Source organism: Sorangium sp. KYC3313 (assembly GCF_052075895.1).
GTDB lineage: Bacteria > Myxococcota_A > Polyangia > Polyangiales > Polyangiaceae > Sorangium > Sorangium cellulosum_B.
Genome location: NZ_CP197255.1, coordinates 67878 through 81696, shown reverse-complemented (window position 1 = coordinate 81696; position 13819 = coordinate 67878). Strand labels below are relative to the sequence as shown.

Below are 13819 nucleotides of genomic sequence, written 5' to 3'. Positions count from 1 at the left end.
GCCGCGGTCATTCTGGGCCCCCCTCCAGCGTGATGCGCGGTATTTTTTTTGCCCTCGAGCGCGCGGTTCGCGCCTTCCGAGGCGTCACTTTCCGGTGAACGTGGCCTGCGATTTCGCCAGGAACGCTTTCATTCCGAGCTGTTGATCTTCGCTGCCGAAGAGCGCGGCGAATGCCTGTGCTTCCAGCTCGTTGGCGGCGGCGAGGTCGAGGCTCTCGCCGCGCAGGAGGACGCGCTTGGCGGCGGCGACGGCGAGCGGGCCGCGCGAGGCGATCTTGAGGGCGGTCTCGCGGGCGCGCGCGAGCAGCTCGGTCGCTGGGAAGACGGCGTTGACGAGCCCGATCGACAGCGCCTGCTGGGCGGTGATCATGTCACCTGAATAGACGAGCTCGCGCGCGCGTCCGGGCCCGACCCGTCGCAGCAGCCGCTGGGTCCCGCCGAACCCCGGGATGACGCCCAGGTTCACCTCGGGCTGGCCGAGCTTGGCGCCTTCGGCGGCGTAGATGAAGTCGCATGCGAGGGCGAGCTCGCAGCCGCCGCCCAGCGCGAAGCCGTTGACGGCGGCGATCACGGGGAAGGGGGCAGTCTCGATGAGCTCGGCGAGCCGGTGGCCTGCGTCGGCGAACCGCTTCGCGGCGATGCTGTTCATGGTCGCCATCTCCGCGATGTCGGCGCCGGCGACGAACGCCTTGCCGGCGCCGGTCAGCACGGCCGCGCGGACCTCGTTGCCCTCGGCGGGCGCGAGGAGGTCGCGGAAGGCCGCGGTGAGCTCGCCGAGCACGGCGGGGTTCAGCGCGTTGAGTTTGTCGGGCCGCTGGATGGTCACGGTGGCGACGTGATCCGCGCGCTCGACGGCGACGAACTGGAGCGTACCGCGAGCAGGGGCCCCCGGCTGCTGTTCTTGAGCGGTCATGGAGCGTGGTTAGCAGCGCGCCGCGCCGGTGGGAAGCGCCTGCCGTCGCCCGCGAAGGCCGCATTCCGTGCCGAGGCCGTTGCCGAGCCGACGAGCGAGCGATTCCCATGCGAGCGATTCGAGCGATTCCCAGAGGACGTCACGCGCCTGTTCCGGGACACGCCCCGTCGCTCGATGATCCGAACTCACCGCTTGAGTGCGGGAGCGATCCTCTGACGCCCTGCCGCGAGCCCGCGCGCAATCGTGGGCAGTCGGGCAGACCGCCCGTCCTCCGACCCGCACACCCGTGTTCGCCTCGCGCATATCCCGTCGCCGTCCCCCTCATCCCCCCTGGAGAGAGCCAGGGAGGGAGGGGGCGCCGCGCGGGGGGCCGGCGGGGTAGGGCCCCACGAAGCCGAGCGCCGGCCCGCTCCGTGCGACGCCCTCCCTGACCGCCTCGCCCGTTCAGCCGGCCACAGCCCCCCAAAAGGCGCGAGTTCGTGGGAGGGGCCCCCGCCGGCCCCCCGCGCGGCGCCCCCTCCCTTCCTGGCTCCGTAGCCGCCGCCTACACCGCCCGCCCGCTCTTCTGCCCCTTCTCGTCGTACACGTAGAACCCCCGCCCGCTCTTCTTCCCGTACCACCCGGCAGCCACCAGGTTCCTGAGCAGCGTGGCCGCCCGGTACTTCGAGTCCCCGAACTCCCGGTGCAGCACCTCCGCGATCGAGAGCACCGTGTCGAGCCCGATCAGGTCCGCGAGCTCGAGCGGCCCCATCGGGTGGTTCAGCCCGAGCCGCGCCCCCGCGTCGATGTCCTCCGGCGTGGACAGCCCCTCCTGGAGCGCGAAGCACGCCTCGTTGAGGAACGGGATCAGCATCCGGTTCACGATGAACCCGGGCTGGTCCTTCGAGGTGATCACCGTCTTGCCGAGCCCCACCGAGAGCGCCCGGACGGCCTCGTACGTCGCGTCCGACGTCTGGACCCCGCGGACGAGCTCGACCAGCTTCATCAGCGGCACCGGGTTCATGAAGTGCATCCCGATGACCAGCTCAGGCCGCCCGGTCACCGCCCCGAGCCGCGTGATCGAGATCGACGACGTGTTCGACGCCAGGATCGCCCCCTTCGGCAGCGCCGCGTCGGCGAGCTTGAAGATCCCGCTCTTCACGTCGAAGCTCTCGGTCACCGCCTCCACGGCCAGGTCGACCCCGGCCAGCCCCGCGATCCCGTCGGCCACCGCGACCCGGCCGAGGAGCGCCTCTCGCGCCTCCGCGGCCAGCTTGCCCTTCTCCACCTGCTTCGCGAGGATGGCGGCGATCTGGGCCTTGCCCGACTCCGCCAGCGCCCTCGAGACGTCGCACAGGACCACCTCGAGGCCCGCGGCCGCGGCGACCTGGGCGATGCCTCGCCCCATCTGGCCCGCGCCGATCACCCCGAAGCGCTTGATCGTCGTAGCTTCCATGGCCGCGGTTGATAGCCGAAGCCGAGAGCGCGGTGAACCGCCCTCGCCCGCGGCCCGACGGCCCGCCCGCTCGGACGTCCCCGCGCCACAGGAGCAGAAGGGCGCGAAAGCTCCGGCCGACCTTCCAGGCCCGCGGGGGCGAGGAACCTTGAAACCGTGTCGTCCGCCCGGCTATCTTCGCCCGGCCCGTGAACGGACCGGACCGAATTCGCGAGGTCCGCGGAGAGACGATGAGCGTTGAGACGATTCGGATGGCCCTTGGGCGTCTGCAGGATGAGCCCGAGAACGAGGCAGCCTGGAACGAGCTCGCGGAGGCCGTGACTGCTCCGAACAACGGCGCGGGCCCCGGGGACGTCGAGCGCCTGCTCGGCGCGGCGCGCGGGCGGCACGAGCAGCGGAAGGAATGGCAGGCCGTGGCCCGCCTCCTCGAGCTGGAGATCGCCCTCGCCGCAGGCAGCGCCGTCGAGCCCGCGATGCAGGCCGAGCTCGCCCGCGTCTACCACGAGGAGCTCATCGACGTCGACCGCGCGGCGGCCGCGTACAAGCGGCTGCTCGAGCTGCGCCCCGACGACGACGCCGCGGCCGAGGCGCTCGAGACCGACGCCTCGAAGCGCGAGCGCTGGCGCGACCTCGTGGACCGGTACGTGGCCGAGGCCGAGGGCGCGACCGACGGCGCCTTCAAGAGCGCGCTCTACACGAGCGCGGCCGACATCGGCTACCGCTACGGCCGCGCCGAGCTCGGCGCCAGGGTGGCCGAGCTCATCGAGCTCGCCCTCATGCTCGACCCGAAGAACCTCCGCGCGGCCAACCTCGCCGAGATCGCCTTTTCCACCGCGGGGGACTGGGACGCCGTCGTCCGCGTCCAGTCGCTCGTCAAGGGCGAGGCCCAGCTCAAGGAGGACCGCATCGCGGCGGCCGTCCGCGCGGCGCGCACCACCAAGGCCCACCTGAGCGATCCGGCCCGCGCGGTCGCGGCGTACGAGGAGCTGCTCGACCTCTCGCCCGGCCAGCCCGAGGCGCTCTCGTTCCTGACCGAGGCCTACTCCGCCGCGGGCGACTGGGATCGCCTCGTCGCCCTCTACGAGGACCAGCTCCGCAGCGGCGGCGTGAAGCCCGGCGAGGAGCTCGGCATGCTCGTGCAGATCGCGATGGTCCACTGGCGCATGCGCGGCCAGCCCCAGGCGGCCGAGCCCTATTTCGACCGCGTGCGCCGCGCCGACCCCGCGCACGCCGGGATGCTCAACTTCTACCGCGAGGTGCTCGATCAGCGCGGCGACAAGCCGCGGCTCACGACGATCCTCACGGACGCGCAGCGCGCCGTGCCCGACGGCCCCGAGAGGCGCGCCATCGCGACGGAGCTCGCGCGGCTCGCCGAGTCGCAGGAGAACGCCGCCAAGGCGATCGAGCAGTACAAGTCCGTGCTCCGGACCGACCCGGAGAACCGCCAGGCGCGCGACGCCCTGAAGCGCCTCTACCTGCAGACCGAGGGGTACAACGCCCTCGTCGAGCTCCACCGGCAGGACCTGGAGCGCACGCCCGCCGACGACGTCGCCGGCAGGGTCGCGGTGCTCCGCGAGATCGCCGGGATCTACCGCGATCGCGCCAAGAACGACGCGGCCCTCGTCACGGTCCTCACCCAGATCGTCCAGCTCGACGACAAGGACGCCGACGCCGTGCGGGAGCTGACCCGCATCTACGAGTCGCTCGGGCGCTGGCGCGACCTGCTCTCGTACCAGCAGCGCCTCGCCGAGCTGACCGAGAGCCCCGCCGAGAAGGCGGGGCTCTACCGCGCGGTGGCGCGGCGCTGGTTCGACCAGTTCTCCAACGTCCAGAACGCCATCGCGGCGTACGAGGCGCTGCTCACGGTCGAGCCGATCGACGAGGAGGCGCAGCAGAAGCTCCGCGAGCTGTACCTGAAGCGGCGCGCCTGGCCGCAGCTCTACTCGCTCTACGAGCGCAAGCTCGAGGCCGCCGAGGGCGCCGCGAAGATCGAGCTCCTCGGCGAGATGGCCAAGCTGGCCGCCGAGCGGCTCGACCGCGGCGCGGACGCGATCGCGCTGCAGAAGCGGATCCTCGAGCTCGACCCGAGCGCCCCCGGGGTGCTCGACGCGCTGGAGAAGCAGGCCGAGCGCGAGAAGGACTTCGCCACGGTCGCCGAGGTGCTCGAGCGCCGCGTCGACCTCGCGCCCGACGACGCGGCGCGGCTCGTCTCGCTGCAGAAGCTCGGGGCCGTGTACGCCGAGCGCCTCAAGGATCCGGCCCAGGCGGCGCGGACGTGGCGGCGCGTGCTCACGCTCTCGCCGGGGCACGCGCGCGCGCTCCGCGTCCTGCGCGACGCGTACTTCGCCGCGGGCGACTGGGACGGGCTCGAGGAGCTCTACGCGTCGCAGAACGACTGGGAGGGCCTCGTCGACTTCCTCTCGGGCGCGGCGGACAAGGCGACCGACCCGGCCACGAAGCTCGACATCTCCTTCCGCGCCGCCCGCATCTTCGAGGCGCAGCTCAAGGCGCCCGAGCGCGCGGCGCGCTCGTACGAGCGCGTGCTCAGCGTCTCGCCGAAGGACGCGCGCGCCGCGGCGGCGCTCGTGCCGATCTACGAGGAGGAGGAGAAGTGGGCCCGGCTGCCGGCGCTCTACGAGATCCTCCTCGACGCGACGGACGACGCCGAGGCGCAGGTCGGCATGCTGCGCAAGCTCGCGGCGGTGACGGGCGGGCCGCTCTCGGATAAGCCGAGCGCGCTCGGCTACGCGCGCCGCGCCTACGAGCAGAAGCCGGACGACGAGGGGCTCGATCTGCTCGAGGCCTGGTCGCGGGCGGCGGGCTCGTGGGGGCCGTTCGTCGAGGCGGTCGAGGGCCGGCTCCGGACGGCGGAGGACCTCGCGACCGACGTGCAGCGCACGCTGCGGCTGAAGCTCGCCGAGGTGTACGCGCGGGAGATGGGCAAGCTCGACGAGGCGGTGACGGTCTACCGCGGCCTCGTCGAGGACGACCCGTCCGACGACGACACGGTGCGGGCGCTCGACGCGCTCCTCCGGGCGAACGAGCGGCAGGCCGATCTGCGGTGGCTGTTCGAGCTCAGGGCGAGCCAGGTCGGGGGCGAGGACCGCGCCGAGATCCTCGAGGAGTGGGCGACGCTCGAGGAGGAGGTCTTCGGCGACCCGGCGAAGGCGATCGAGCTCCTGCGCAAGGTCATCGCGCTGACGCCCGGGCGCATCAACGCGCTGCGGGTGCTCTCGCGCCTCCTGAACGCCGCGGGCGAGTACGAGGCGGCGTCCGTGATCGTGGCCACGCACCGCGACGTCAGCGAGGGCGACGAGCGGGCGCGCCGCGAGATCGAGCTCGCGACGCTCTACCTGGACCGGCTGGATCGGCCGGCGGACGCGTTCGATGCGGCGGTGCGCGCGCTCGATCTGGCGGCGCACGATCCGGACGCGATCGCCGTCCTCTCGCGGCTCGTCGAGCGCCCGGAGACGCGCGTGCGCGCGGCCAAGGTGCTCGCCGTCGAGTACGCCGAGACGGGCAACCACCGGCGCGAGGCCATGGCGCTCCGGGTGATCCTCGAGGCGGAGCGGGAGCCGGCGCGGCGGCGGGAGCTCTACCTCACGCTCGCGAGCGTCGAGGAGGCGAAGCTGCACGCGGCCGGGACGGCGTTCGACGCGCTCCTCCGGGCGCTGCACGAGTTCTCGGACGACATCGAGCTCTGGGACCGCGCCGCCGAGCTGTCGCGGCGCGCCGGCCGCCCGACCGACCTCGCCGAGGCGTACCGCGTGCACCTCGTCGCGGGCCGCACCGAGGGCGACAAGGTGCTCGGCAGCTCCGTGGAGGTCGAGCTCTGCGAGCGCGCGGCGAGCCTCCACGACGAGCAGCTCGGCGACCCGGAGGGCGCGAAGCCCTACCTGGAGCGGGTGCTGAGCCTCGACCCGAACAACCACCGCGCGTTCGAGCGGCTGAAGCAGATCCTGACGGCGGCCGAGCGGTGGGGCGAGCTCGAGGAGCTCTACGACCGCGCCGCGAAGGGCACGACGGACCAGAGCGAGCGCATCGAGCTGCTCAACGAGGTGGCGCTCATCGCCGAGGAGATCATCGGCGATGCGGCCAAGGCGATCGGCTACTACGAGCGCATCCTCGAGCTCGATCCGTTCTACACGGCGGCGCTCGACTCGCTGGAGAAGCTCTACGAGCGCGAGGGCCGCTTCCGCGACCTCGCGGCGCTCCTCGAGCAGCGCCTGAAGACGGCGACCGAGGCCGAGAGCGTCGAGATCAAGCTGTCGCTCGGCAGCATCTACCTCGACCGGCTGCACGAGCCCGATGGCTCGCTCGGGCACCTCGAGGACGTGCTGCGGATCCGCCAGAACGACCCGAAGGCGCGCGAGCTCGTCGAGCGGCTGCTCGACATCGGGGCGCTCCGGCTCCGCGCGGCGCGCGTGCTCGAGGCGGTGTACGAGGCGCGGGACGAGATCCGGCAGCTCGTGCGGGTCCTCGAGATCCGGCGCCAGGGCGCCGAGACCGAGTCGGAGCGGCGCGAGCTGCTCCGGCGGGTCAGCGTGCTCCAGGACGAGCGGCTCAGGGACGACGCGGGCGCGTTCGCCAGCCTGTCGGAGCTCCTGCCGCTCGAGCCGGAGGACCTCGCCGCGCGCGAGCGGCTCATCGAGATCGGCCGGCGCCTCGGCGAGCACGAGCAGGTCGCCGAGGTGCTCACGGCGGCCGCGGACGCGTGCGGGACGGCGACCATCCGCGGCGAAATCCTGATGGAAGTCGCGAGGATCTGCGAGGACCTCCTCGGCGACGCCGACCGGGCCGAGAAGGTCTACCAGCGCGTGCTCGCCATCGATCCGACCGATCCGACGCTGGTGATCCCGGCGGCCCAGGCGCTCGGCCGCATCTACGCGGCGAAGGAGCAGCACCAGGCGCTCGCGGGCGTGCTCGCGATCGAGGTGCGCCTCGAGGAGAACGTCGAGACGCGGCGGTCGCTCTACGAGCGCATCGGGACGCTGCACGAGACGGTGCTGGACGATCCGGCGAAGGCGATCGAGGCCTGGCAGGCGCGGCTCGGCGACGACGGCGCCGACGTGGCGGCGCTCGCGGCGCTCGAGCGGCTCTACGAGCGGACGTCGCAGTGGCGGGAGCTCGTCTCCGTGCTCCGGGCGCGGGAGCAGTCGACGACGGATCCGGAGGAGCGGCGGCGCGCGATGACCAAGGCGGCCGAGACGCTCGCGCAGAAGCTCGCCGACGTGCCCGAGGCGATCAACGCGTGGCGCGCGGTGCTCGACGAGTTCGGCCCCGAGCGCCCGACGCTCGCGGCGCTCGAGGAGCTCTACGAGCTCGACGAGCGCTGGGTCGACCTCGCCGAGACGCTCGAGGTGGACCTGTCCCTCGCGGTGGAGACGCCCGCCCGGCTCGATCTGCTGGCGCGGCTCGGCGACGTGCGGCGGCTGCACCAGGCCGACGCGACGGGGGCGCTCGAGGCGTACCGCCAGGCGCTCTCGCTCGACCCGTCGAACGGGCGCTGCCGCGCGGCGCTCGAGGCGATGCTCGAGCGGGAGGACGCGCGGCGCGACGCGGCCGAGACGCTCGAGCCGCTCTACGAGGCGGACGGCGACGCCGAGCGCCTCCTCCGGGTCCTGGAGATCAAGGTCGAGACCTCGGATCTCCCGAGCGAGCGGCTCGCCACCCTGCAGAAGTCGCTCCGCACCGCGGAGGGGCCGCTCGGCGACACGTCGCGGGCGTTCGGCTACGCGCTCCGCGGCGTGCGGGAGGCGGCGGGCGAGCCCGAGGTGACGACCTGGATCGCCACGGTCGAGCGGCTCGGCGAGGCCACCGGGCGCTGGTCCGAGGTGTGCGAGCTGTTCCAGCGCATCGCGCCGGACATCCTCGACGGCGACGTGCAGCAGAACGTGCGGCTGCGGGTCGGCGAGCTCGCGCGGCACAAGCTCGACGACCGCGAGCTCGCGGTCGAGCAGTACAAGAAGGCGCTCGAGGCCCGCGGGGACGACCGGCGGGCGATGATCGCGCTGGAGGAGCTCTACGGCGAGGCGCGCGACGCCGGGCGGCTGCTCGAGATCCTGAAGCTCCGGGTCGAGAACGCCGAGATCGACGAGGAGAAGACGGGGCTGCTCTTCCGGATCGCCGAGCTCGAGCGGGGCCCGCTCGGGGACCAGGCCGGCGCGATCGCGACCTACGAGACGATCCTCGACATCGCGCTCCACCCGGACGCCATCGCGGCGCTGGACGCCCTCTACCGCGAGGCGGGGCGCTTCCAGGACCTCATCCGGCTCTACGAGCGGCAGCTCGACGTGCGCGCCGGCGACCTCGCCGAGCTGCACGTCAAGATCGCGCTCGTCGCGCACCGGCACACCGAGGACGTGCAGCGCGCGTTCGACGAGCTCTCCGAGGCGCTGCTCATCGATCCGGCGCACGAGGGCGCGGTCTCGCTGCTCGAGGCGATCCTCGAGGGCTCGGCCGAGGCGGAGCACCGGGCGCGCGCCGGGGAGATGCTCGAGCCGGTGTACCTGCGCCGGGCGGACTGGAACCGCGTGAAGATCGCGCTCGACGCGCGCCTCGCCGCGAGCCAGGACCCGGTCGAGCGCCGCGATCTGCTGCAGCGGCTCGCGACGCTGCACGAGGAGCAGCTCGAGGATTACCGCGCGGCGCTCGAGACGGTGGCGAAGCTCCTCCACGAGGACCTCACCGACGAGGGGGTCTGGGCGGAGCTCGAGCGGCTCGCGAAGGTGGCGAGCGCGGAGCGGCGGCTCGCGGAGATCTACGCGGCGGAGCTCGGGGAGCTCACCTCGGACGACGCGTCGAGCGCGAAGCTCAGCCGGCGCACCGGCGAGCTCTACGCCCAGCTCGGCGACGTGGCCGACGCGCTGCGGTGGTACCGGCGCGCCCACGAGTTCGAGCCGGACTCGCGCGAGCTGTTCGACGCGATCGACGGGCTGCTCGTCAAGGAAGGGCGCCACGCGGAGCGCATCCAGCTCTACCGCGCGGCGCTCGACTACCGGAAGGACGAGGACCGGCTCGACGCCCTCCACACGATCGCGCGCCTGGAGCGGACGGAGCTCCGCGAGCCCGCGCTCGCGATCGAGACGTACCGCGCGGCGCTCGACGTCGACGAGGACGACGCCCGGGCGCTCGACGCGCTGACGGAGCTCTACCGCGAGCTCGACCGGCCGCGGGACCTCGCCGACCTCTACCTGCGCCGGGCCGAGGCGGCCCCGAACGGCGAGCGGGCGGCGCCCTACCGGCTCGCGCTCGCGGCGCTCTTGCGCACGCGGCTCGAGGACACCTCGGGCGCGATCGATCAGCTCGAGGCGATCGTCGGCGAGGTGCCCTCGCACGCCGAGGCGATCCGGGCGCTCGAGGCGCTCATCCAGGACCCGGAGCACAAGGCGCGGGTCGTCGAGATCCTCGGGCCGCTCTACGAGGGGGCGGACGACTGGCGGCAGCTCGTCCGGCTCAACGACGAGCGGTTCGGCCTCGCCTCGGACGCGCGCGAGAAGGTCGCGGTGCTCCGGGAGACGGCGAAGCTCTGGGAGACGCGCGGCAACGACGAGCTGCGCGCCTTCGACGCGACCCGGACGGCGTTCGGCCTCGATCCGGACGACGGCGAGACGCGCGGCGAGCTCGAGCGGCTCGCCGAGCAGCTCGGCGCGTGGGAGGAGCTCGCGGACAGCCTCGAGGCGGGCGTGAGCACCACGTCGGACGAGCTCACGAAGCGCGAGCTGCTCTCGTCGCTGGCCAAGGTCTACGACACGCGCATCGACGACCCGCGCCGGGCGCTCCGCGCCTACGCGCGGCTGTCCGCGCTCGACCCGAGCGATCCCGAGCCGCTCGAGCAGATGGACACCCTGGCCGTGCTGCTCAGCGACTGGGACACGCTGATCTCCGTCCTCGAGAAGAAGAGCGAGATGGCGTCGGACGAGGAGAACGCCTCGATCTGCCGGCGCATCGCCGAGACCAAGCTCGAGATGCTCGAGGACACGGAGGGCGCCATCCAGGCGTACGAGCGGGCGCTCGAGCTCGATCCCGAGAGCGCGATGACGATCGACGCCCTCATCGAGCTGCACGAGCCGCGCGGCGCCGCGAGCCGCCTCGTCGAGCTCTACGGCCGGCGCGTCGAGCTCGCGGGCCCCGACGAGGAGGAGCTGCGCTACGACCTCAACGTGCGCGCCGCCGAGCGCTACGAGCGGGATCTCTCGAGCCCGCGCGACGCGATCGCGGCGCTCAACGCGGCGCTCGAGGCGAAGCAGGGCGATCCGGCGGTGCTGTCCTCGCTGGAGCGGCTCTACCGGGCCGAGCGGATGTGGGACGAGCTCCTGTCGAACCTGATGCTCCAGGCGAGCGCGGCCGCGGACAGGGACGCGCGCATCAAGCTGCGGACGGCGATCGGCGACCTCTACGCGGGGGAGCTGGAGAGCCCGAGCGACGCGATCGAGCAGTACCGGCTCGTCCTCGACGAGGACGCGGTGAACGACCACGCGATCCAGGCGGTCCGCGCCATCGGCGAGGGCCGCGAGGAGCTGCGGCTCGACGCCGCCGAGGTGCTCGAGCCCGTCCTGCGCGCGGCCGGCCGCCACGAGGAGCTCGCGGCCGCGCTCGAGCTGCGCCTGCGCGCGCAGACCGAGCCGACCGATCGGGCCGCGACCCTCCGGGCGATCGCCCTCGTGCAGGACGTCCAGCTCGGGCGCCCGCTCGAGGCGGAGCAGGCGCTGCTCCGCGCGCTGGAGGACGCGCCGGACGACGCGTCGCTGCACGGCGAGATCGAGCGGCTCGCGGAGCGCACGGGCGGCTTCGGCCGCTACTGCGACGCGCTCGCGCAGCGGGCCGGGGCGACGTTCGACGCGACGATCGCGAAGGACCTGTTCCTGCGGATCGGCCGCATCGCCGAGGAGAAGCTCGGCGACGACCGGCGCAGCGCCCAGGCCTACGCGAAGGCCGTCGAGCACGCCGGCGACACGCCGGAGCTGCTCGAGGCGCTGGACCGGCTCTACGGCCGCCTCGGCGACGAGCGGGCGCTCGCGGACGTGCTCGAGCGCCGCGTCGCGGTCACGCCCGGCGATCGCGACCAGGCGGATCTCTTCTACCGGCTCGCGGTGATCCAGATCGGGTCGTTCGGCGACAAGTCCCAGGGCCTGAACACCCTGCGGCAGGCGCTCGATCGCGCGGTCGATCACGAGCGGGCGAGCGGCGCGCTCGAGGCGCTCACCGAGGACCCGGGGCTCTTCGACGAGGCGGCCGAGGCGCTCGAGGGCGTCTACCGGACGCGGGGCGACAACGCCGCGCTGGCGCGCCTCTACGAGAAGCGCATCCGCTTCGCGCCGGGCGGCGCGGAGCGGATCCGCATGCGCCTCGACCTGGCGAAGGTGCTCGAGGTGCGCTCGAACGACCCGAGGGCGGCGCTGGAGACCCTCGAGAAGGCGCTCGCCGACGACCCGTCGGACCCCGACGTGCTCGGCGAGATCGAGCGCCTGGCCCCGCTGACGGGCGGCTGGGCGAGCGCCGCCTCCGCCCTGGAGCGGGCGGTGCAGGCCGGGACCGAGCTCGACGGCGACACGGCGCGCGACCTCTGGATGCGCATCGCCGAGTGGCAGAAGAACAAGGTGGGCGACGCCAAGGCCGCCGAGGCGGCGTACGAGGCGGCGCTCACGCACGATCCCACGAGCGAGCACATCCTGCGGTCGATCGAGGAGCTGCAGCGGGCGCCGGGGCGCGAGCGCGACCTCATCGGCACGCTGCGCCGGATCGCCGCCCTCGACGGCATGGAAGGGAGCGCGGGCGAGCTGCGCCGCGAGGCGAAGGAGCTGGCGGAGCGCGCGCTGGGCGACCGCGAGCTCGTCGAGGCGATCCTGCGCGAGATGATCGCCGCGGACGAGGGCGACACCTGGGCGCTCGCCGAGCTCACGAAGGTGCGGGAGGAGGCGGGCGACCACAAGGAGGTCTTCCGGCTGCTCGTGCGCCAGTCCGAGCTCTACGCCGAGGCCGAGCGCATCCGCGACGCGCGGCACGCCGCCGCGGCGGTCGCGCGCGAGCGGCTCGGGGACGACGCGGCGGCGATCGAGCTCTACGAGACGCTCTTCGAGGCGGATCCGGGCGACGAGCGCGCCGCGACGGCGCTGCGCGAGCTCTACGCGAAGGCCGGCAAGCACAAGGAGCTCCTCGCGCTGCTCGAGCGGCTCACCGACCTGGCCGAGTCGCCCGAGGCCCGCTCGGCGCTGCGCCTCGAGAGCGCGGAGATCTGCCTCTCGCGGCTCGACGCCGTGAGCGAGGCGACCGAGCACCTGCGCGCGGTCCTCGACGAGCAGCCCGACAACGAGAAGGCGACGGTCCTGCTCGCGCAGCTGCTCGAGAAGACCGGCCGCGATCAGGAGCTGTCGGACCTGTTCGTCACGCAGATCGAGCGCGCGAAGGACCGCGGCGACGTCGCGGCGGAGCTCTCGTACAGCGTTCGCCTCGGCGAGGTCTACGAGGCGCGGCTGAACGACACGGCGCGGGCGATCGAGACCTACCGCGCGGTCCTCGAGCGCGAGCCGCGCCACCACGGCGCGCTCCTCGCGCTGGCGCGCCTGCACGAGCAGCGCGGGGAGAAGGCCGATGCGGCGCAGCGGCTCGAGGTGATCCTCGAGGACGCCCGCGCCGCGGAGGCGGTGGGCACGGCGCTCCGGCTCGCGGAGCTGCACCGGTCCCTCGGCGACGAGGGCGCGGTCCGGCGCGTGCTCGAGCGGGGGCTCGCGGCGGACGGGTCGGCGCAGGAGATCAGGAAGCAGCTCCTCGCCCTCTACGAGAAGCAGCAGGCCTTCACCGAGCTCGCCGATCTCATCACCGGCGACGCCGACGCGGCCGCGCAGCCGGCCGAGAAGGTGGCGCTCTACCGCAAGGCGGCCGGCATCCACCTGGCGAAGCGGAGCGATCCCGGCCGCGCGGCGGACCTCCTGGTCAAGGCCACCGAGCTCGTGCCGGGCGACCGCGAGCTCCTGCTCGCGCTGTGCGACGCGTACAGCGCCTCGGGCCGCGGCCAGAAGGCCGCCGAGGCGCTCCAGCAGATCGTCGAGTCCTACGGCGGCCGCCGCTCGAAGGATCTCGCCGCGATCCACCACCGCCTCGCCAAGGCCTACCTGGCCGAGGGGCAGCGGGAGCGGGCGCTCGCCGAGCTCGACATCGCCTTCAAGATCGACCCGGGCTCGATCGCCATCCTCCGCGACCTCGGCGTGCTGGCGCTCGATCTGTCGGAGTCGGGCGACGACGCGGCGAAGACGGCGCACATCGATCGCGCGCAGAAGACCTTCCGCGCCCTGCTCCTCCAGAAGCTCGACGAGAGCGCGCCGATCAGCAAGGGCGAGGTCTTCTATTACCTCGGCGTGATCAGCCACCGTCAGAACGACGACAAAAAGGCGATCCAGATGCTGGAGCGCGCGCTCGACAACGATCGCGACTTCGCCCCGGCGAAGGAGCTCCTGGCGCAGCTCAAGAAGTGAC

At 73.3% G+C, this 13819-nt stretch carries 3 protein-coding genes; 1 reads left to right on the top strand and 2 read right to left on the bottom strand.

All coding sequences use genetic code 11. The annotated features are described in order from the left end of the window. Window positions 1-84 precede the first annotated feature (84 nt). Both ACSRUE_RS00285 and ACSRUE_RS00280 read right to left on the bottom strand, forming a co-directional pair. Window positions 85-912 (bottom strand): enoyl-CoA hydratase/isomerase family protein, encoded by an 828-nt coding sequence (locus tag ACSRUE_RS00285; protein WP_438041335.1) that lies wholly within the window; start codon window positions 910-912, stop codon window positions 85-87. A 544-nt stretch (window positions 913-1456) separates the two neighbouring features. Next, complete coding sequence (locus ACSRUE_RS00280; protein ID WP_441289269.1) at window positions 1457-2347, bottom strand: 3-hydroxyacyl-CoA dehydrogenase family protein; 891 nt, start codon at window positions 2345-2347, stop codon at window positions 1457-1459. Window positions 2348-2598: 251 nt separating this feature from the next. Between ACSRUE_RS00280 and ACSRUE_RS00275 the strand changes: the two genes are divergently transcribed. After that, window positions 2599-13818: a tetratricopeptide repeat protein gene (locus ACSRUE_RS00275; protein ID WP_441289268.1), complete on the top strand. Its 11220-nt coding sequence runs from the start codon at window positions 2599-2601 to the stop codon at window positions 13816-13818. The last annotated feature ends 1 nt before the right edge of the window (window position 13819 follow it).